Source organism: Streptomyces sp. NPDC059785 (genome assembly GCF_042732375.1).
Lineage (GTDB): Bacteria > Actinomycetota > Actinomycetes > Streptomycetales > Streptomycetaceae > Streptomyces.
The window spans coordinates 56,344-76,558 of record NZ_JBHWHV010000018.1; the positions used below are offsets into that span (position 1 = coordinate 56,344).

At 73.9% G+C, this 20,215-nt stretch carries 18 protein-coding genes; 6 read left to right on the forward strand and 12 right to left on the reverse strand.

The genetic code is table 11. The annotated features are described in order from the left end of the window. Window positions 1-117 precede the first annotated feature (117 nt). Entirely contained in the window at window positions 118-2,145 is a 2,028-nt protein-coding gene (locus ACFV6E_RS16355) for a maleylpyruvate isomerase family mycothiol-dependent enzyme (protein ID WP_385462177.1), read from the forward strand. An 87-nt stretch (window positions 2,146-2,232) separates the two neighbouring features. Here ACFV6E_RS16355 and thpD read toward each other — a convergent pair whose 3' ends face one another. From thpD to ACFV6E_RS16380, 5 genes are all read right to left on the reverse strand, one after another. Further along, a complete protein-coding gene (gene thpD, locus ACFV6E_RS16360) occupies window positions 2,233-3,132 on the reverse strand; it encodes an ectoine hydroxylase (RefSeq protein WP_385462179.1) in 900 nt (299 codons plus the stop codon). A 6-nt stretch (window positions 3,133-3,138) separates the two neighbouring features. Next, window positions 3,139-3,537: an ectoine synthase gene (locus ACFV6E_RS16365; RefSeq protein ID WP_385170336.1), complete on the reverse strand. Its 399-nt coding sequence runs from the start codon at window positions 3,535-3,537 to the stop codon at window positions 3,139-3,141. Window positions 3,538-3,608: 71 nt separating this feature from the next. After that, complete coding sequence (ectB, locus tag ACFV6E_RS16370; protein WP_385170339.1) at window positions 3,609-4,883, reverse strand: diaminobutyrate--2-oxoglutarate transaminase; 1,275 nt, start codon at window positions 4,881-4,883, stop codon at window positions 3,609-3,611. Between the two features lie 92 nt (window positions 4,884-4,975). Further along, window positions 4,976-5,521 carry a diaminobutyrate acetyltransferase gene (ectA, locus tag ACFV6E_RS16375; RefSeq protein WP_385170342.1) on the reverse strand — a complete coding sequence of 182 codons (546 nt, stop codon included), beginning with the start codon at window positions 5,519-5,521 and terminating at the stop codon, window positions 4,976-4,978. A 538-nt stretch (window positions 5,522-6,059) separates the two neighbouring features. After that, window positions 6,060-7,160: a pyridoxal-phosphate-dependent aminotransferase family protein gene (locus ACFV6E_RS16380; protein ID WP_385170345.1), complete on the reverse strand. Its 1,101-nt coding sequence runs from the start codon at window positions 7,158-7,160 to the stop codon at window positions 6,060-6,062. Between the two features lie 217 nt (window positions 7,161-7,377). On the opposite strand from ACFV6E_RS16380, the gene ACFV6E_RS16385 reads away from it, so the two are divergent. Genes ACFV6E_RS16385 through ACFV6E_RS16400 form a run of 4 tightly spaced genes read left to right on the forward strand, consistent with a single transcriptional unit; the run spans window position 7,378 to window position 11,032 of the window. Further along, window positions 7,378-8,241 carry a transporter substrate-binding domain-containing protein gene (locus ACFV6E_RS16385; protein ID WP_385170348.1) on the forward strand — a complete coding sequence of 288 codons (864 nt, stop codon included), beginning with the start codon at window positions 7,378-7,380 and terminating at the stop codon, window positions 8,239-8,241. Next, window positions 8,238-9,071, forward strand: a complete 834-nt coding sequence (locus ACFV6E_RS16390; protein ID WP_385170351.1) for an amino acid ABC transporter permease — start codon at window positions 8,238-8,240, stop codon at window positions 9,069-9,071. Before ACFV6E_RS16385 ends, ACFV6E_RS16390 begins: the two co-directional genes overlap by 4 nt. Continuing rightward, window positions 9,068-9,922, forward strand: coding sequence for an amino acid ABC transporter ATP-binding protein (locus tag ACFV6E_RS16395; protein ID WP_385462182.1), 855 nt, complete (start codon window positions 9,068-9,070; stop codon window positions 9,920-9,922). Before ACFV6E_RS16390 ends, ACFV6E_RS16395 begins: the two co-directional genes overlap by 4 nt. A gap of 18 nt (window positions 9,923-9,940) precedes the next feature. Further along, the gene (locus ACFV6E_RS16400) at window positions 9,941-11,032 is read left to right on the forward strand and encodes an amidohydrolase family protein (RefSeq protein WP_385462185.1); all 1,092 of its coding nucleotides are present in this window, start codon (window positions 9,941-9,943) and stop codon (window positions 11,030-11,032) included. 114 nt (window positions 11,033-11,146) lie between these two features. Here ACFV6E_RS16400 and cobC read toward each other — a convergent pair whose 3' ends face one another. From cobC to cobM, 5 genes are all read right to left on the reverse strand, one after another. Continuing rightward, window positions 11,147-12,238 carry an Rv2231c family pyridoxal phosphate-dependent protein CobC gene (gene cobC / locus ACFV6E_RS16405; RefSeq protein ID WP_385170359.1) on the reverse strand — a complete coding sequence of 364 codons (1,092 nt, stop codon included), beginning with the start codon at window positions 12,236-12,238 and terminating at the stop codon, window positions 11,147-11,149. Further along, complete coding sequence (locus ACFV6E_RS16410) at window positions 12,216-13,202, reverse strand: sirohydrochlorin chelatase (protein WP_385462188.1); 987 nt, start codon at window positions 13,200-13,202, stop codon at window positions 12,216-12,218. The genes cobC and ACFV6E_RS16410 overlap by 23 nt, the downstream gene beginning before the upstream one ends. 67 nt (window positions 13,203-13,269) lie before the next feature. Next, window positions 13,270-15,000, reverse strand: a complete 1,731-nt coding sequence (gene cobJ / locus ACFV6E_RS16415; protein ID WP_385462191.1) for a precorrin-3B C(17)-methyltransferase — start codon at window positions 14,998-15,000, stop codon at window positions 13,270-13,272. Then, window positions 14,997-16,277 carry a precorrin-6y C5,15-methyltransferase (decarboxylating) subunit CbiE gene (gene cbiE / locus ACFV6E_RS16420; RefSeq protein ID WP_385462271.1) on the reverse strand — a complete coding sequence of 427 codons (1,281 nt, stop codon included), beginning with the start codon at window positions 16,275-16,277 and terminating at the stop codon, window positions 14,997-14,999. The genes cobJ and cbiE overlap by 4 nt, the downstream gene beginning before the upstream one ends. 2 nt (window positions 16,278-16,279) lie before the next feature. Further along, entirely contained in the window at window positions 16,280-17,098 is an 819-nt protein-coding gene (cobM, locus tag ACFV6E_RS16425; RefSeq protein WP_385462194.1) for a precorrin-4 C(11)-methyltransferase, read from the reverse strand. Between the two features lie 133 nt (window positions 17,099-17,231). Here cobM and ACFV6E_RS16430 point away from each other — a divergent pair, with 133 nt between their 5' ends. Continuing rightward, a complete protein-coding gene (locus ACFV6E_RS16430; RefSeq protein ID WP_385170368.1) occupies window positions 17,232-17,990 on the forward strand; it encodes a ZIP family metal transporter in 759 nt (252 codons plus the stop codon). A gap of 29 nt (window positions 17,991-18,019) precedes the next feature. Here ACFV6E_RS16430 and cobI read toward each other — a convergent pair whose 3' ends face one another. Next, complete coding sequence (gene cobI, locus ACFV6E_RS16435; protein ID WP_385462197.1) at window positions 18,020-18,751, reverse strand: precorrin-2 C(20)-methyltransferase; 732 nt, start codon at window positions 18,749-18,751, stop codon at window positions 18,020-18,022. After that, complete coding sequence (locus ACFV6E_RS16440) at window positions 18,748-20,205, reverse strand: cobyrinate a,c-diamide synthase (RefSeq protein WP_385462200.1); 1,458 nt, start codon at window positions 20,203-20,205, stop codon at window positions 18,748-18,750. Before ACFV6E_RS16440 ends, cobI begins: the two co-directional genes overlap by 4 nt. Window positions 20,206-20,215: the final 10 nt, after the last annotated feature.

Genomic DNA, 20,215 nt, shown 5'->3' on the forward strand with positions numbered 1-20,215 from the left:
GGCACCGGGGACGGGTCCCGCGGGAGTGGGCGTGCGTACGCTGGTCGGAGCAGGGCGCAAGGCCCGCGGGCGGGCCCCGGCCGCCGTGTCGGCCCCGGCCCGGAAGGGCGGCACGTGATGAGCACCGAGCACGAGGACGTACGGGAGCTGCTGGCGGCCTGGGCGGTCGGGGCGCTGCCGCCCGCCGAGGCGCGGACCGTGCCGCGGCACCTGGCCGAGTGCCCCGCCTGCGCCGCGGAGGCGCACCGCCTGCACGAAACGGTCCGCCTCCTGGACGGCCCGCCCCAGGGCACCCCACCGGACCGGACTCACGCCGGGCACACCACGGCGGACCCCGCGGCCCCGGCGGGCCGCCCGCCCCAGGGCACCCCGTCGGATTGGCCCCGCGCCGGGCGCACCACGGGCCGCGCCGCCCCGGCGGACTCCGGCCCGCACACGGCGGACACCGGCGCCCCGGGGGACCGCCCGCCGCACGGCCCCCCGCCGGACCGGCCCCATGTCGGGCGCACCACGGGCCGCGCCGCCCCGGCGGACTCCGGCCCGCGCACGGCGGACACCGGCGCCCCGGGGGACCGCCCGCCCCAGGGCACCCCGCCGGACCGGCCCCATGTCGGGCACACCACCGGCCGCGCCGCCCCGGCGGACCCCGGCGCGCGCACGGCGGACACCGGCGCCCCGGGGGACCGCCCGCCGCACGGCCCCCCGCCGGACCGGCCCCATGTCGGGCACACCACCGGCCGCGCCGCCCCGGCGGACTCCGGCCCGCGCACGGCGGACACCGGCGCCCCGGGGGACCGCCCGCCCCAGGGCACCCCGCCGGACCGGCCCCGCGCCGGACGCGCCACGGGCCGCGACGTCCCGGCGGACTCCGGCGCGCGCACGGCGGACCACATGGCCCCGGGGGAGCGCCCGCCGCACAGCGCCCCGCACCACGGCACCCCATCGGACCGGCCTCCCGCCGCGCACACCACCGGCCGCGATGCCCCAGCGGATCCCGGCGCGTACACCGCGGATCACGTCGGCCCGGCGGATCGCCCGCCGCACGGCCCCCCGCCGGACCGGAGCCCCGCCGCACACACGGCGGACCACGCCGCCCCGGCGGACCGTCCGCCCCAGCAACCACCGGCCGCGCCCGCCCCGGTTCACGAGCCGTCGGTCGCGCACGGGTCGCCGGGTGCTCGACTCCCGGAGCGGGAGCAGGCGGCCGCGTCGGCTCCCGGGCACGAGCAGGCCGTCGTGCACGAAGCGGGGGTCACGCGGACGCCGGGGCACGAGTCGTCGGCCGGGGTGCGCGAAGGGGGTGGTGCCGCCGTGTCGGGTGACGTGCTGTCCGCGATCCTCCGCTCGCGGGCCCCCGTACCCCGGGTCGCCCGGCACGCGGCCCCCTACGCCGCCGCCGTCACCGGGCTGCACGCCCTGCTGCGGGAGCTGGACGACGACCACGCCCGGTGGGGCACGCCGGTCGTGCACGACTGGGACGTGCACAGTACGGTCGCCCATCTGATCGCCGCGGACGAGCCGCTGGCCCGGCGGCTGGGGCTCGATCCCCGGCTGCCGCCGCCTCCGGCCACCGAGAGCGCCCACTGGCAGGACGCCTGGGCCGCCCGCACCGCCGCCGTGATAGCGCACGAGCGGACCCGGCCGCCGGAGGAGACCGTCACCGCCTGGGACGCGCAGGCACAGGGACTGCTCGCCGCCCCCGAGGCACGCGACCCCGAACGGGCCGCGTGCGCCACCACCCTGATGGGCATGCGGCTGCCGCTGGCCGACCATTTCCTGGTGCGGGCCTTCGAGACCTGGATCCACACGGCCGACATCGGCCGGGCGCTGGGCCGGACCGTGCCCCCGCCGCCGGACGCCCACCTGTGGCAGCTCGTGCGGCTGGCCGTCCGCATCCTCGGCGCGGCGCTGGGCCCGGAGGCGCCGCCGGTGCTCTTCGCGGTGGTCGGCGGGGACCACGACGCGCAGTGGGTGCTGGGCTCCGAGGACGACCCGGTGCGCGCCGAACTCGCCCTGGAACCGGTCGACTTCTGCCTGCTGGTGGGCGGCAGGTACGACCCCGGCGACGTGCCGCGCGGCGCCACGGGCGACGAGAGCGCCGTGCGGAACGTACTGGAGCGGGCCGCCCGGCTGGCCTGGCTCTGACCGGAGGGGGCGCTCGGAGCGGACACGGCTGCGGGCCCGGCACCGTCAGGTGTACCGGGCCCGCGGCCGTGTCGTCACTTCACGCGGTCACTTCACGGGGGTGAAGTCCCGCGCCCCGATGAACTCGGGCCGGCGCACCGGCGCCGAGAACGGCTCCACGGCCGCGTTCTCCACGCTGTTGAACACGATGAAGACGTTGCTGCGCGGGAACGGCGTGATGTTGTCGCCCGAGCCGTGCATGCAGTTGCAGTCGAACCAGGTCGCCGAACCGGCCTTGCCGGTGAACAGCTTGATCCCGTAGTCCGAGGCCATCCGCGTCAGCGCCTCGTCCGACGGCGTGCCCGCGTCCTGCATCTGGAGCGATTTCTTGTAGTTGTCCTTCGGCGTGGCCCCCGCGCACCCGAGGAACGTCCGGTGCGACCCCGGCATGATCATGAGGCCGCCGTTGGTGTCGTAGTTCTCGGTCAGCGCGATCGAGACGGACACGGTGCGCATGTTCGGCAGACCGTCCTCGGCGTGCCAGGTCTCGAAGTCCGAGTGCCAGTAGAAGCCACTGGCCCCGAAGCCCGGCTTGACGTTGATCCGCGACTGGTGGACGTACACGTCCGAGCCGAGGATCTGCCGGGCCCGGCCCACCACGCGCTCGTCGCGCACCAGGCGCGCGAACACCTCGCTGATCCGGTGCACCTCGAAGACCGACCGGATCTCCTGCGACTGCGGCTCGACGATCGAGCGCTCGTCGGCCCGGATCGCCGGGTCCGCGACGAGGCGATCCAGCTCCTTGGCGTAGACGGCGACCTCGTCGGCGGAGATCAGCTCCTCGACCGGCAGGAAGCCGTCGCGTTCGTACGCCTGCAACTCCGCCTGCGCGATGGGTCCGGGGGTGTCGGGGGAGCCCCAGACGACCGGGTCCTGCCGCGGCACGGACACCTCGGCGGCGCCGCGGCTGGGGTACAGGTCGTTTATCTTCTCCGGGGTGATGGTCACGGTTCCTCAGACCTCCTCGGTCAGCAGCGGGTAGACGCCGTTCTCGTCGTGGTCCTCCCGTCCGGTGACGGGCGGGTTGAAGACACAGATGCACCGGAAGTCGGTCTTGGGGCGCATCGTGTGGCGCTCGTGGCCGTCCAGCAGGTACATCGTGCCCGGCGTGATCAGGTGCTTCTCGCCGGTCTCGTCATTGGTCAGTTCGGCCTCGCCCTCGACGCAGAGCACGGCCTCGATGTGGTTCGCGTACCACATCGAGGTCTCCGTACCCGCGTACATGGTGGTCTCGTGCAGGGAGAAACCGACACGCTCGGAGGCGAGCACGATGCGCTTGCTCTCCCAGGTGCCGCCGGCGGCCTTCACATGACGGTCGGTTCCCTCGATGTCCTTGAACGATCGGACGATCACGGTCAGTCGCTGCCTCTCTGTCGGTGCTCGGTCGCGCAGTGGGTTCTGCGGGTTGTGCGGTTTCCGCGCGGTCAGACGGCCGTCTCGCGGACGGCGCGGGCGAGGGTGCGCAGCCCCTCGTCCAGCTCGTCGGGCGTGATCGTCAGCGCCGGAAGCAGCTTGACGACCTCGCTCTCCGGCCCTGAGGTCTCGATGAGCAGGCCGAGCTCGAAGGCGCGCTTGGCGACCCGGCCCGCCCGCTCCTTGTCCTTGAACTCCAGGCCCCAGACCAGGCCGCGGCCCCGGTACTCGCGGATGTCGGCGAGGTTCTCCTCGGTGATGGAGATCAGGGCCTGCTCGACCTGCTCGCCGCGGGCGCGGGTCTGCTTCTCCATGGCGGAGCCGTCGGCCCAGTACGTCTGGAGGGCCGCGGCGGCGGTCACGAACGCCGGGTTGTTGCCGCGGAAGGTGCCGTTGTGCTCGCCCGGCTCCCAGATGTCCAGCTCGGGCTTGAACAGGCACAGCGACATCGGCAGTCCGTAGCCGCTGATGGACTTGGACACGGTGACGATGTCCGGGGTGACGCCCGCCTCCTCGAAGGAGAAGAACGCGCCGGTGCGCCCGCAGCCCATCTGGATGTCGTCGACGATCAGCAGCATGTCCTGGCGCTCGCACAGCTCCGCCAGGGCGCGCAGCCACTCCGGGCGCGCGACGTTGATGCCGCCCTCGCCCTGCACCGTCTCGACGATCACCGCGGCGGGCTTGTTGAGCCCGGAGCCCTGGTCCTCGAGCAGCCGCTCGAACCAGAGGAAGTCCGGGACCTTGCCCTCGAAGTAGTTGTCGAACGGCATCGGCGTGCCGTGCACCAGCGGGATGCCGGCGCCGGCCCGCTTGAAGGCGTTGCCGGTGACGGCGAGCGAGCCGAGCGACATGCCGTGGAAGGCGTTGGTGAAGGAGACGATGGCCTCCCGGCCCTTCACCTTCCGGGCCAGCTTCAGCGCGGACTCCACCGCGTTGGTGCCCGTCGGGCCCGGGAACATGACCTTGTACGGCAGGTCGCGCGGCCTGAGGACCAGGTTCTGGAAGGACTCCAGGAACGCGCGCTTGGCCGTCGTCGACATGTCGAGGCCGTGGGTGACGCCGTCGCGCTCCAGGTAGTCGATGAGCGCCCGTTTGAGGACGGGGTTGTTGTGCCCGTAGTTGAGGGAGCCGGCGCCGGCGAAGAAGTCGAGGTACTCGTGGCCGTCCTCGTCGTACATGCGGCTGCCGTGCGCCCGGTCGAAGACGGTCGGCCAGCCGCGGCAGTAGCTGCGCACCTCCGACTCCAGGGTCTCGAAGACGCTCAGGTCGGGCTGGGTGATGGTCACAGCGAATCTCCTCCTGGGAGACGGACGTCGTGGGGGATACCGAAGGGGGAGCGATCGGGGCAGGGAAGGAGCCCGGGGGGACCGCGTGCGGGTCAGCGGGTCAGCGGTCCTATGCGGTAGAGCACCTCGGGGTCGTGCGCGCCGTCGGGGAACTGTCCGGTCTCGAACAGCACGTCCCGCTCGACGGCCGCGCCGTGGCGCTCCGCGTACGAGGCGAACAGGCGCTCCGAGGCGGTGTTGCCCGGAGTGATGGTGGTCTCGACGTGGGTCAGTCCGTGCTCGTTCTCCTTGGCGACGCGGGCGGTCAGCCCGTCGAGCAGTGCTCCGGCGAGCCCGCGTCCGCGCTGGGAGGCGTCCACGGCCACCTGCCACACGAGCAGGGTGTCCGGACGCTCGGGCCGGACGTAGCCGGTGACGAAGCCGACGGGGGTCCCGGCGGCGTCGCGGGCCACCGCGGAGGTGCCGGCGAAGTCACGGCACCACAGCAGGTAGCTGTACGAGGAGTTCAGGTCCAGCGTGCGGGAGTCCCGGGCGATACGCCAGAGAGCGGCGCCGTCGGCCACCTCGGGGCGATCTATCCGAAGGGTCTCCGGCAATTTCAGGAATTCCGCTGACAGGTCTGCTTGTGCGGCGGTCATGCGGATTCAATTTACCGACGGAAAGTTTGTTATGCATCGCCGGACACGGTTCCGTCCCGGCCATGGTTGTGTTATCGCGCGAGCGCGAGAGGTCGGCTCTCGGGGCGGAGAAATGGCAGCTTTTGCCCGGATATTGGGGGAGGAATCGGGCGCGTTGTGGAGTACGTCACAGCTCGGTAACCCACGCGAGATCTGCCCGAATTACGTAGGTAGATGTTCGCGAAATCTCTGCGTTTAGCTCCGAAAAAAGCGGGCAGAAGAATACGGGAAGCTGCGCTCGATTAATTAATGCGAATATACGGAAAGGGGCGGCAGGTTTTCCGTGATTCCCGTGATTCTCATGGTTCCGGCGTTTCTCGGGAAAACGGGCCGCCGTTGCCTGCGGGACGGTACGTGCGTGCGCGGACGCCCGGGGCGGGCGCCGGAATCCGCGCCGGTTCTCCCGGCACCCCGGGCGGGCGACCGCCGGTCCCCGGCGCGCGCCGGGCGCGCACCCGGGAGCCCGGTCCGCGCGCCGCTCACCCCTACTCCCGCTCCGTCAGCCCCAGGCGTCGAGCACGGCGCGGTCGGCCGCCGCCCGGTCCACCGCACGGCCCAGACCCTCCAGCGCCGCCCCCAGGGCGCCGAGGCAGGCCCGTACGGTGTCGGGCGCCGCGTTCGGGCCATAGTGGTTGACCCGGATCATCTCCTCGGCGAGCGCGCCGGCGCCGGCCGCCAGCGGCAGCGCCGGATCCGCCGCCAGCGCCCGCGTGACCAGGCCGGACGCGTCGACCTCCGCCGGCGTGCGCAGTGTTGTCGCCACCGGCGCCGCGTCCGCCGCCTCGTGGACGTACGGCGTCAGACCGCCGCCCAGGGCGAGCGTGCCCGCCCGGGTGGCCGCCGCGGCCGAGGCGTGGCGCGCCATCACCCGATCGAGGCCCGCGGACTCGACGCGCTCCACGCACGCCTCCAGGGCCAGCATCTCCAGCTGTGCCGGGGCGTGCAGCAGGGCCTTGCGGCCGCCGTCGATCCACCGCCGCTTCCAGTCCAGCAGCGAGAGGTAGGAGCCGCGCGGCGCCGCCGGGTTGTCCGTCATGCGCTGCCAGGCCCGCTCGCTCACGGACACCGCGGAGACGCCCGCGGGACCGCCCAGCGCCTTCTGCGCCCCGATGACGCACAGGTCGACGCCCCAGGCGTCCGGCAGCACCGGCTCGGCGCCGATCGACGCCACGGCGTCCAGGTAGAACAGCGCGCCGTGCGCCCGTACCGCCTCGCCGATCTCCGCGACCGGGTTGGTGTTGCCGGTGGCCGCCTCCGCGTGCACCAGGGAGACGAAGTCGATCTCCGGGTGCGCGGCGAGCGCCTCGCGGATCCGCGCGGCGGTGACCGCCGTGTGGAAGGGCACCGCCAGGTCGATCACCCGCGCGCCGCAGTCCCGCAGCCAGTCGCCGAAGGTCTGCCCGTACGGGCCGGTGATCACGTTGAGTGCCGTGGTGCCGGGGCCCGCGGTGCCGCGGATGGCGCCCTCCAGCGGCAGCAGCGCCTCGCCCTGCATGATCACGACGTCCTGCTCGGTGGACAGCAGCCGGGCCACCCGGTCCTCGATCGCCGCGAAGCGCGCGGCGGTCAGCGGGGCCAGGTCGAGAAGGGGATGGGTCACGGCGGTGCTCTCTTCGTTCACGGGTTCCGGTACGCGGCTGCGGGACCGTCGGTCCCGCGGGGCCGCGCGGACACGCGGTTACGCGCGGTACGAGCGTATCCGCCCGTGACGGGCGGAAGAATCCGAGGCCGGACGGCCCGGTGACCATCGTTTTGATTTGAGCAGATCAAACAACTCCTTATAATCAGGAGTCACAGTTCCCACACAGGAGGTCCCCGTGAACACGGTCCTCGGACGCCGCGCCCGCGTGCTGGCCGCCCTCACCGCGACGGCCGGGCTGCTGCTCGTCGCCGGCTGCTCCTCGGACGACGGCGGCGGCAAGAAGACCACCGCGAACGGGGTCACCCTGGTCAAGGGCGGTCAGCTCACCACCTGCACCCATCTGCCGTACCCGCCCTTCCAGTCGGAGATCGACGGCAAGGTGCAGGGCTTCGACGTCTCCCTCATCGACCTGGTCGCCAAGGACCTCGGGGTGAAGCAGGACGTCGTCGACACGCCCTTCGAGAACTTCAAGACCGGCGCCTTCCTCAACTCGGGCCAGTGCGACCTCGCCGCGGCCGGCATGACGATCACCGAGGAGCGCAAGAAGAACGTCGACTTCTCCGACCCCTACTTCGAGGCCACCCAGGCCCTGCTCGTCGACAAAAAGAGCGGCATCGGCTCGCTCGCCGACGTGAAGTCCAAGGGCAGGAAGCTCGGCGCCCAGGCCCAGACCACCGGCGAGGACTACGCCAAGAAGAAGGGCTTCGACCCGGTCTCCTTCGAGTCCTCCGACGCGGTCCTCAACGGGCTGCGCACCGGACAGGTCCAGGCCGTCGTCATCGACTACCCGGTCGTCCAGGGCTGGCTGAAGGACAAGGCGAACGCCGGCGCCTTCCAGGTGGCGGACAACATCAACACCGGTGAGGAGTACGGCTTCACCGTCAAGAAGGGCAACAGCAAGCTGCTCGCCGCGGTCAACAAGGCGATCAAGGACGCCAGGGCCGACGGCACGTACAAGAAGCTGTACGAGCAGTGGATCGGCCCGTACGACGAGTCCGCGGCCTCCGCCTCGCCGTCCGCGTCCGCCTCTGCCTCATGAGCAAGGCGGAACCACAGGTCCAGCCCCGCAGGTCCGGGCTCACCCGCCGCCAGAAGCGTGCCGTCTCCCGCGGGGTCCAGTACCTCGTCTTCGTCGCCGCCGTGGTCGCCCTCGTGGCCACGGCCGACTGGGGGACGCTGAAGAACCAGTTCGCCCAGTGGGCGCTGGTCAAGCAGATGTTCCCCGACGTCATCACGATGGCGCTGAAGAACACCGTGCTCTACACGCTCTCCGGCTTCGTCTTCGGCCTCGTGCTCGGCATGGTCGTCGCCCTGATGCGGCTCTCCTCGGTGGGCCCCTACCGCTGGGTCGCCGGCATCTACATCGAGATCTTCCGCGGCCTGCCCGCCCTGCTGATCTTCGTCTTCGTGGGCGTCGCCGTCCCGCTGGCCTTCCCCGGCACGGAGATCCCCGGCGGCACCTACGGCAAGGTCGCGCTCGCGCTCGGCCTGGTCTCCGCCGCGTACATGGCGGAGACGATCCGCGCGGGCATCCAGGCCGTGCCCAGGGGACAGATGGAGGCGGCCCGTTCGCTGGGCTTCTCGCACGCCCGCGCCATGGTCTCGATCATCATCCCGCAGGCGCTGCGCGTCGTGATCCCGCCGCTCACCAACGAACTCGTCCTGCTCTTCAAGGACTCCTCGCTGGTGCTGTTCCTCGGGGTCACCCTGGAGGAGCGCGAACTCACCAAGTTCGGCCGCGACCTGGCCAGCACGACCGCCAACTCCACCCCGATCCTGGTCGCGGGCCTGTGCTACCTGCTGGTCACGATCCCGCTCGGATTCGTCGTACGCCGTCTCGAGGCGAAGGCCCAGGAGGCCGTCAAGTGACCAGCACGACCAGCACGCCGGCGACCGGGCCCGCGAGCACGCCCGAGATCCGGATCGAGGGCCTGCACAAGTCCTTCGGCGACAACGAGGTGCTGCGCGGCATCGACCTGGAGGTCGGCTCCGGTGACGTCGTCTGCGTGATCGGCCCCTCGGGCTCCGGCAAGTCGACCCTGCTGCGCTGCGTCAACCTGCTGGAGGAGCCCAGCCGGGGCAAGGTCTTCGTCGGCGGCGCGGAACTCACCGACCCCGACGTCGACATCGACGCCGTACGCCGCCGGATCGGCATGGTCTTCCAGCAGTTCAACCTCTTCCCGCACCTGTCCGTGACCGAGAACCTCACGCTGCCCCAGCGGCGCGTCCTCGGCCGGGGCAAGGAGGAGGCGGCGCGGGTGGCCGCCGAGAACCTCCGCCGGGTCGGCCTGTCCGACAAGGCCGGCGCCTACCCGTCCGCGCTCTCCGGCGGCCAGCAGCAGCGCGTCGCGATCGCCCGCGCGCTCGCCATGGGCCCGCAGGTCATGCTCTTCGACGAGCCCACCTCCGCGCTCGACCCGGAGCTCGTCGGCGACGTGCTCGCCGTCATGCGGATGCTCGCGGACGAGGGCATGACCATGATGGTCGTCACCCACGAGATGACGTTCGCGCGTGAGGTCGCCGACCGGGTCGTCTTCATGGACGGCGGCGTGATCGTCGAGGACGGCACCCCCGGCCAGGTCATCGGCGCCCCCCGCCACGAACGCACCCGCCACTTCCTGTCCCGGCTCCTCGACCCGGCGATGGCGGAGGTCGAGGAGGGGGCCACGGACGGGAGCACGGAAGGGGGCGCGGACCGGGGGGACGAGGGGAAGCCGTAGCTCACTAAGGTGCCGTCCATGAGCGATGACGTGGTGCTGCACGTGACGGGGCGGGTGCTCGTCGGGCCCGAGGACGTCCGGGACGAGCTGTGGGTGGTCGGCGGACGGATCTCCTACGAGCGTCCCGTCGGTGCTCGTGAGGTGCTCATGGTCGCGGGGTGGGTGCTGCCGGGCCTGGTGGACGCGCACTGTCACGTCGGGCTCGACACGCACGGGCCGGTGCCCGCGGACGTCGCGGAGAAGCAGGCGCTGACCGACCGCGACGCGGGCACCCTGCTGATCCGGGACGCGGGCTCGCCCTCCGACACCCGCTGGATCGACGACCGCGACGACCTCCCGAAGATCATCCGGGCGGGCCGGCACATCGCCCGCACCCGGCGCTACATCCGCAACTACGCCCACGAGATCGAACCCGAGGACCTCGTCGCGTACGTCGCCCAAGAGGCCCGGCGCGGCGACGGCTGGGTCAAACTGGTCGGCGACTGGCTCGACCGCGGGACGGGCGACCTGGGCGCCTGCTGGCCGCGCGGCGCCGTCGAGGCCGCGATCGCCGAGGCCCACCGGCTCGGCGCCCGCGTCACCGCGCACTGCTTCGCCGAGGACTCCCTGCGCGACCTGGTCGAGGCGGGCATCGACTGCGTCGAGCACGCCACCGGGCTGACCGAGGACACCATCCCGCTCTTCGCCGAGCGCGGCGTCGCCATCGTCCCCACCCTCGTCAACATCGCCACCTTCCCGCGGCTCGCGGCCGGCGGCGAGGCCAAGTTCCCCAAGTGGGCCGCGCACATGCGGCGCCTGCACGAGCGGCGCCACGACACGGTGCGTGCCGCGTACGACGCCGGGATCCCGGTGTACGCCGGGACCGACGCGGGCGGCGCGCTGGCCCACGGGCTCGTCGCGGGCGAGGTCGCCGAACTCGTCACCGCCGGGATCCCGCCCCTGCGGGCGCTGTCCGCCACCACGTGGGAGGCGCGGCGCTGGCTGGGCCGGCCTGGCCTGGACGAGGGCGCGCCCGCGGATCTGGTGGTCTACGACGAGGACCCGCGAGCGGACGTCAGGGTGCTTGCCGCGCCGCGGCGGGTGGTGGTGAACGGGCGGGTGGTCGGCTGACGGCCCGGGTTCCTCGCCCCCTCCGCCCCTACCCGTCCCGTACCTGCTCCGCCCCGGACCCCGCTCCGCAAACGCCGGAGGGGCTGATTCCAGCCCGTCCGGCGCTTGGGCGAGTCACCCCCGCAGCGCCCGCCCCAGCGCTGCCAAGAACGCGTCCGCCGTCCCCCGGTCCCGTACCGCGACCCGGAGCCAGTCCGGGCCCAGGCCCGGAAACGTGTCCCCGCGCCGCACCGCGAACCCGAAGGACCGCAACCGCTGACGCACCACCCCCGCCCCCACAACCTCCACCAGCACGAACGGCCCCTCCGCCGGCCCCACCACCCGCACCCCGTCCCCCGCGAACCGCCCGAGCCCCGCGACGAGATGGTCCCGGTCGGCGGCCACACGGTGCGCCGCGTGCGCGGCCTCCGCCAGCGCCCGCGGCGAGACGCACGCCTCCGCCGCGGCGAGGGCTGGCGAGGAGACCGGCCACAGGGGCTGGGCACGCTCGAGGGCGGCGATCGTCTCCGGCCCGGCGAGGACGTACCCGATCCGCAGCCCGGCCAGCCCCCACGTCTTGGTGAGGCTGCGCAGCACCACGAGGCCGGGCAGGTCCGTGCGCCCGGCGAGCGCCTCCCGCTCCCCGGGCACCGCGTCCATGAACGCCTCGTCGACGACGAGCGTCCGCCCGGGCCGGGCGAGCGCGGCGACGGCGGCGGCCGGGTGGAGCACCGACGTCGGGTTGGTCGGGTTGCCGATCACGACGAGGTCGGCGCTCTCGGGGACGGCCGCCGGGTCGAGCCGGAAGCCGTCCGCCGCCCGCAGCAGGACGCGTCCGACGGTGTGCCCGGCGTCCCGCAGCGCCGCCTCAGGCTCGGTGAACTGCGGGTGCACGACGACCGGTTGCCGCACCTTCAGGGCGCGGGCGAGCAGCACGAACGCCTCGGCCGCGCCGGCGGTGAGCAGCACCCGTTCCACGGGCAGCCCGTGCCGCGCCGCGACCGCCGCGCGCGCCGCCCGCCCGTCGGGGTAGGCGGCCAGCCCGGCGACGGACTCGGTGATCCGCTCCCGCAGCCAGGCGGGCGGCGTCCCGGCCCGCACGTTCACGGCGAGATCGGTCAGCGCGGCCCCGTCGTCGCGCACCTCGGCGTCCCCGTGGTGCCGCAGATCGTGGGCGGAGCCGCTTCCCGAACCGTCCGGCACCTCAGTGCGCCGCGGAGTGCGCATGGCCGCCGTGGTGATCGTGCCCCTGGTGGTCGTGGCCGTGGTCGTGGCCGTGCGGTCCGTGGCCGTGATGGTGGTGGCCGTCGTCGTCCGGGTGGAAGTGCGGCTGCTGCGCCAGGCCGACCTTGTCCTCGAAGCCGGGCAGCGCGATGCGGTAGACGCACGAGTCGCAGTTCATCCGCAGATCGCCCTGGACCGCCTCCCGGTAGCGCTCCATGACCAGGTCGAGCAGTTCCGGCTCCGGGCCGATCACGTCGGCGGACCGTACGTCCAGCTCCGGGTGGGCGGCGGCCCACTCCTCGGTCTGCTGCCGCACCCGGTCGGGCAGGATCCCGGTGAAGAGGAAGTACGGCAGGACGACGACACGGCGCGCCCCGAGCCTCGCGCACCGGTCCAGCCCGGACGGCACGTCCGGCGCCGCCAGCGACACGAACGCCGTCTCCACCCCGGCGTACCCCCGGCCCTCCCACAGCAGCCGCGCCGCCTTGTGCACCTCGGCGTTGGCGTCCGGGTCGGTCGAGCCGCGCCCCACCAGCAGCACCGTCACCTCCGACCGGTCGACGGGCGCACCCTCCGCGCCCTCCGCCCCGCCCGCCAGCGCGTCGTCCAGCCGCCGCTCCAGGACCGCCAGCAGCGACGGGTGCGGGCCCAGCGGACGCCCGTACGTGTACGAGATGCCGGCGTGCCGCTCCTTCTCGCGGGCCAGCGCCGCCGGGATGTCGCCCTTGGCGTGCCCGGCGGACACCAGCATCAGCGGTACGGCGGCGAACCGCCGTACGCCCCGGGCCACGAGGTCGCCGACCGCCTCGGTGAGCGGCGGCGGCGACAGCTCGATGAACCCGCCCGCGACGGGCAGTTCGGGGTTGCGGCGGTCCAGTTCCCGTACGAAGGCGCGGAACGCCTCGGCTCCGGCCTCGTCCCGGGTGCCGTGTCCGGCGATGAGCAGGGCGGGTGGCGGGGTGGTCACGATGTCTCCTTAGCGGTCGGGTGGGCCTTGACGAATGGCGGTACGGGGTGGCGGCGGAGCGGCGGTGTCACCTGGGCTCCTGCTGCCAGCGGTAGCCGCGCGGGGTCACCATGCGTCCGGCGATCCGACGGGTCGCCGTGTTGCCCACGGTCACCACGGTCATCATGTCGACCGTGGCCGGGTCGAGGTGCGCGAGCGTGGTCAGCCGGCTGCTCTCGTCAGCGCGCGAGGCGTTGCGGACGACCCCGACGGGCGTCGACGGCTCCCGGTGCTCCGCGAGGACCGCCAGCGCCTTCGGCAGCTGCCAGTCGCGGCCACGGCTGCGCGGGTTGTAGAAGGTGACGACGATGTCGGCCTCGGCCGCGGCCCGTACCCGCCGTTCGATGACCTCCCACGGTGTGTGCAGGTCGGACAGGCTGATCGACACGTGGTCGTGGCCGAGCGGCGCGCCCAGGATCGCGCCCGCCGCGAGCGCGGCGGTCACCCCGGGCACCCCGACCACGTCGATGTCGTCGGAGGCCTCGGCCAGCGCGGGCGACGCCATCGCGTACACCCCCGCGTCGCCGCTGCCGATCAGCGCGACGCTCCGCCCGGCGCGGGCCTCGGCCACCGCCGTGCGGGCCCGCTCCTCCTCGGCGCCGAGACCGGACTCCAGGATCCGGGTGCCGGGGCGCAGCAGGTCGCGGATCTGGTCCACGTACTGGTCGAGGCCGACGAGCACGGCGGCCCGCCGCAGCTCCGCCTTGGCCCGCGGGGTGAGCAGATCGCGGGCGCCGGGGCCGAGCCCGACCACGGCGAGCCGGCCGCGCGCCGCCCGCCGTACGACCGCGCAGGTCGCCATCGCGGGCTGCCCGTCCGCCCGGCGCGACTTCCGCTTCGGGACGAGGAGTTCACCGCCGCCCGCGAGCGCCGCCGCCTCCGCGACCGACGGCGTGCCGACCGCGGCGAGCGGCGCGTCAGAGGGGTTCGGCACCTCGACCGCGGCGAGTTCCGACGGGCCGTACGTCACCAGCGGCACCCCGAGCCTCCCGGCCGCCGCCACGATGCCCGGCTCGTCCGCCTTGGCGTCGACGGTGGCGAGTGCGGCGAGGGACGCGGGGGAGAGTCCGGCCTCCCGCAGACACTCCTCGACCAGGCCGTACACCTCGTCCGCCGGGGCGCCGCGGGAGGCGCCCACGCCCACGACCAGGGACGGCGGCCGGAGCAGCACCTCCCGCTCGCCGGGCACCACCGCGCGGTCGGTGACCCGGACGACCGCGTACGCGCCATCCGCGCCGCCCGTACCTTCCGTACCCACCGCGCTCTCCTCCGTCAGCGGCAGCGGGGGCAGCGGCCACGGCGTCTCCGTGCGCAGCGCGACGGATCCGCCGTCGAGCAGTGCCCTGGACACCGCCGCGACCGCGCCCTCCACGGGCAGTCCGAGGGTGTCGAGCCCGGCCACCCCGACGGCGTCCGTCGCGGTCGTCACCACCGGCTCGGCGCCCAGCAACTCGCCCACCTCACCGGCGAGTTCATTGGCACCGCCGCCGTGCCCGCCGACCAGCGACACGGCGAACCGGCCGCCCTCGTCCACGCACACGACCCCCGGATCGGACGCCTTGTCGCCGAGCAGCGGCGCGACCAGGCGCACCACCGCGCCCGTCGCGAGGAAGCACACCAACTGCTCGCACTCGCCGAAGGCCCGCCGCACGGCGTCCCCGACGGGCCCGTCGTACACCCGGGTGCGCGCGGGCCACGCCGCCGCCAGCCGGTCACGGGCGGCCGCGCCCGCCGCCGTCGCGGAAATCAGGCCGATCACTGAGGGACTCCTTCGCTGAGTGCCGCAGGACGGTCGCCCCACAGCAGGAAAACGGGGTTGGCCGCCGCGAGCCGGGTCACCTCGCCCGGCAGCGGCGCGAGCCGGGACGACTGGAGCAGCACCCCGTCGCAGTCGAGACCGGCACCGGACAGCGCGGCGCGGACCGCGGGCACCCGGTCGAGCGCGGCCAGCGCCACCACGACGGTGCGCCGGGCGCGCCGCGCGCACGCAGCGACGATCGCGGGCAGGTCGCCGCCCCCGCCGCCGACGAACACGGCGTCGGGGTCGTCATCCGCGGGCAACCGGTCGAGCGCCGCGGGCGCGGTGCCGTGCACCACCCGGACGTCCACCCCGTGCGCGGCGGCGTTGGCGCGCACGCGGTCCGCGCCGTCCGCGCTCTTCTCGACCGCGGTGACGGCGGCGCCGAACCGCGCGCACTCCACGGCCACGGACCCGGACCCCGAGCCCACGTCCCAGACGTGGTCCCCGAGCCGCGGACCGAGCCGCGCGAGCGCCAGCGCCCGCACCTCGAACTTGGTGATCATCGAGTCGCGGTGCTCGAAGCCGCTCTCCGGCAGGGCCCAGCGGGCCGGTCCGGCGGGCGGACCCGCCACCGTACGGGCGGCGGGTCCGAGGCGGCGGGACTCGTCCAGGCACAGGACGACGCTCACCGCCGTGCCCCAGTCGCGGGCGGCGGCCTCGGCCGGCGTCACCCGCTCCACCCGCTCCCGCCCGGGATCGCCCAGGGCGCTCGCCACCACCAGCACCCGCCGCGGGGACCCGTCGGCGAGCGCCGCGCCCAGCTCTGCGGGCCCGGCACCGGGACCGGTCAGCACCGCCGCCTTCGGATACGCCCGGCACACGTTGACGGCGGTCCGCAGCGCACGCCCGTGCGCGCTGACCACCACGGCGTCGTCCCAGGTCAGCCCCAGCCGGGCGAACGCGGCGGCGACCGAGGACACACCGGGGCGCACGGCCAGCCGCCCGGGACCGAACCGCTCGGCCAGCACCCGCGCCACCCCGAAGAACCCGGGGTCACCGGAGGCCAGCACGACCACCGGCCGCTCCTTTCCGGGCTGCTCCAGGTAGCGCTCGATCGCGTCGAGGGCGGGGGCCAGCGGTCCCAGCACCACCCGCTCCGCCGCATCGGGCAGCCGGGCGGCTGCCAGGTGCCGCCGCCCGCCGACGACCAGACCGGCCCCGGCGAGCAGCGCCTCCGTCTCCGCCGCCTGAGCGGGCAGCGGCGCCCCCGTCCCCGTACCGACGACCGTGATCACCGTCACGGCTTCGCGCCCTGCGCGCGCAGCGCTTTGCGGGCCTCGGGGTCGGCCTTGCGGAACCCGTGGAAGTGGCCCGGGTGGTACAGGTGCGAGCGGGTGCCGCTCGCGTCCAGCGCGGGGCCGACCAGGAAGAGGGTGTGCTTCCAGAGCTTGTGCTCCTTGACCGTCTCCTCCAGCGTGCCGATGGTGCACCGCACGATCAGCTCCTCCGGCCAGGTCGCCTGGTACGCCACCACGACCGGCGTCGACGTCGGATAGCCGCCCTCCAGCAGCTCACGGACGAGCTGCCCGCTGCGGGCCGCCGACAGGAACAGCGCCATCGTCGTGCCGTGCCGGGCGAACTCCCGTACCTCCTCGCCGGGCGGCATCGGCGTCTTGCCGCCGCCCAGCCGGGTCAGGATCACCGACTGCGCGACCTCGGGAATCGTCAGCTCCCGCCCGGCGAGCGCCGCCACCGCGGAGAACGAGGAGACACCCGGCACGATCTCGGTGTCCACGCCGAGTTCGGCACACCGGTCGAGCTGTTCCTGCGTACCGCCCCACAGCGCCGGGTCGCCCGAGTGGATCCGGGCCACCTTCAGCCCGTCCCGCGCGGCCCGCTCGTAGACGGCGACCACGTCCTCCAGCGACATCGTCGCCGAGTCGAGGATCTGCGCGTCCTCGCGCGCGTGGTCGAGGACCTCGGCCTGCACCAGGCTGGCCGCCCAGATCACCACGTCGGCCGCCGCGATGGCGCGGGCGGCACGGAACGTCAACAGGTCGGCGGCGCCGGGGCCTGCGCCCACGAAGGTCACCTTGCCGGTGGGGGCATCGGCCATGGGAATCGGGTCCTCTCCTGCAAGTACGGGGTCGCTGCCGGGTGGGCAGAGCCGGGCTGAGCCCGGGGGATCAGGCCGTCCGCGGACGTCGGCGGACATGCGTGAAGGCGGGTTGATCGGATAGCAAGGGCGTATGGCGGTCTTCGTCGCGCTCGGCGCGTTCCTGATGACGCTGGCCGGCGGCTGGACGGCACAGCGCGTGACCGACCGCCGTCATCTGGTCCTGGGCCTGGCCGGCGGCCTGATGCTGGGCGTGGTCGGACTCGACCTGCTGCCGGAGGCCATCGAGGCGGCCGGCGACGAGATCTTCGGCGTACCCGCCGCACTGCTGCTGTTCGTCGCCGGGTTCCTCCTCGCCCATCTGGTGGAACGCCTGCTCGCCGCCCGCCCGCAGGGCCACCACCACCCCGGCGGCGCACTGGCCCCGCACGGCGGCGGCGACCAGCCCGGCCGGGTGCCCGAGGTGGGCCTGACGGCGGCGGCCGCGATGGTCGCGCACAGCGCGATGGACGGCGTGGCGATCGGCGCCGCCTTCCAGGTGGGCGGCGGCATGGGCGTCGCCGTGGCGCTCGCCGTGATCGCCCACGACTTCGCCGACGGCTTCAACACGTACACACTGACGAGCCTGTACGGCAACGCCCGCCGCCGGGCGGTCACCATGCTCGTCGCCGACGCGGTGGCACCGGTGGCCGGCGCCGCCTCGACGCTGCTGTTCACCATCCCGGAACGGCTGCTCGGCGGCTACCTCGGCCTCTTCGGCGGCGTACTGCTCTACCTGGCCGCCGCCGAGATCCTGCCCGAGGCCCACCACGACCACCCGGCCCGCTCCACCGTGCTGTGCACGATCGCGGGCGCGGCCTTCATCTGGCTGGTGGTGGGCGTGGCCCACTGAGAGCGCCGGCCGGCTCCCGGCCCGGAACCTCACAGCTTCCCGCCCCGGCCGCCGTCGCGCCGCGCGGGCGCGATCAGCGTGGACAGGTACGGCAGCGGCGCGCCGTCCAGCTCGGCGGCCGGACGGATCGACTCCTCGGGCAGCCCGAGCGCCGACCCCCACACCGCGTCGCCGACCCGCCCGGTCTCCCGCAGCGCCGCCGCGACCTCCTGCGCCTGCCGCCCGAACTTGTACGCCACCACCGTGCCGGGCCCGTGCAGCGCGTCCTTGAGCACGGCCGCACCGGCGGTCACGGGCACCAGCGTCAGCGGCTCCGTCCCCTCGGTGAGGACGGCACCGGAGCGGGCGGCGAGATCCTGCATGGCCGTGATGCCCGGCACCGTCTCGACCACGGTCCCCGGCACCAGCTCCGCGACGGTCTGCGCGAGATAGGTGAACGTCGAGTACACGTTGGGATCGCCGATGGTCGCGAACGCGACGACGGCGTGCTGCTTCAGCAGCCCGGCGACCCGTCCGCCCGCGGCGTCCCACGCGGCCTCGCGCCGCGCCCGGTCGGTCCGCTCGTTGAGCGCGAACACGACCCGCACCACCTTTTCCTGCGGTACGTAGTGCAGGACCGTCGCCTCCGCGCGGCCCCGCTCACCGGTGTCCAGGACGGGCACGACCACGACCTCGGCCGCCCGCAGCGCGTTGACGCCCTTGACGGTCACCAGCTCCGGGTCACCGGGGCCGACCCCGACTCCGATCAGCTTGCTGCTCATGACGTCAGGCACCTCTCCACGAACCGACGGGCGACACCGGGCGACGACGCCCAGTGCGTATGCAGATAACTCGCGTGCACGCCTCGCTGCACAAAACCCTCGACACGCCGCTCAGGGCGGCGCACCCCCCAGGCGGGCTCGGACCCGGCCCCCGGCTCGACCACCGTCCGGTGGAACTCGTGCCCGCGCATCCGCGTCCCCGCCGCGGCGAGCACGCTGTCGCCGACGGCGACGGCGTCCCGGTAGCCGAGCGTCAGCCGCTCGTGCATCCGCGCCGTCGCGTCCAGCACACCGCACATCGGCCGCCCGTCCAGTTCCCGGCACAGATACAGCAGCCCCGCACACTCGGCGGCCACCGGCGCCCCCGACAACGCCAGCTCGGCGACGGCCTTCCGCAACGACTCGTTGGCGGACAGTTCAGCGGCATACACCTCGGGAAACCCACCCCCGATGACCAGCCCACCCGTCCCCTCGGGCAGCTCCTCGTCCCGGAGCGGATCGAAGACGACCACTTCGGCCCCGGCGGCGGCAAGCAGCTCGGCGTGCTCGGCGTAGGAAAAGCTGAAGGCGGCCCCACCGGCAAGAGCGACCACTTTCAGCCCGTCTGGGGGTACCCCCTCCGGGGAAGCTTGAGGACGAGGCCGTCCAGGCCGAAGCGGGGGCCTGAGGGCGGCAGCCCCCGAAGCCACGGGAGAGGGAAGGGGCGGAGGGGGCGAAGCAACCACCCCTGCGTCCCACGCATCCCCCGGCAGGGAGGGCGCACTACGTGCCAGCGAGACAAGCGCGTCAAGATCACACCCGTCCGCCACCTGCAAGGACATCGCCGCGACAGCCTCCACCGCCGCAGCGCTCCGCTCCGCGACCGGCACCAGCCCCAGATGCCGCGACGGCGTCTCCACCCGCGACGCCCGCCGCAGCACCCCGAGCACCGGCACCCCAGCGGAGTCCATCGCCTCCCGCAGCAGCTCCTCGTGCCGGTCGGACCCGACCTTGTTGAGGATCACCCCGCCGATCCGCACCTCCGGATCCCAGGAGGCGAACCCGTGCACCAGCGCGGCCACCGACCGCGACTGCGAGGACGCGTCCACGACCAGCACGACCGGCGCCCGCAGCAACTTCGCCACGTGCGCGGTCGACGCCAGCTCACCCTCCCCGGCCGCCCCGTCGTACAGCCCCATCACACCCTCGACGACCGCGATGTCGCAGCCGCGCGCACCGTGCCCGAACAGCGGCGCGATCAGCTCGGGACCGCACAGGTACGCGTCGAGGTTCCGCCCCACGCGCCCGGTGGCGAGCGCGTGATAGCCGGGGTCGATGTAGTCGGGGCCCACCTTGTGCGGGGACACGGCGAGCCCCCGCGAGGCGAGCGCGGCCATCAGCCCCGTGGCGACGGTGGTCTTGCCGCTGCCCGAGGAGGGCGCGGCGACGACCAGCCGCGGGACGGAGATCACCACTGGACCGTCA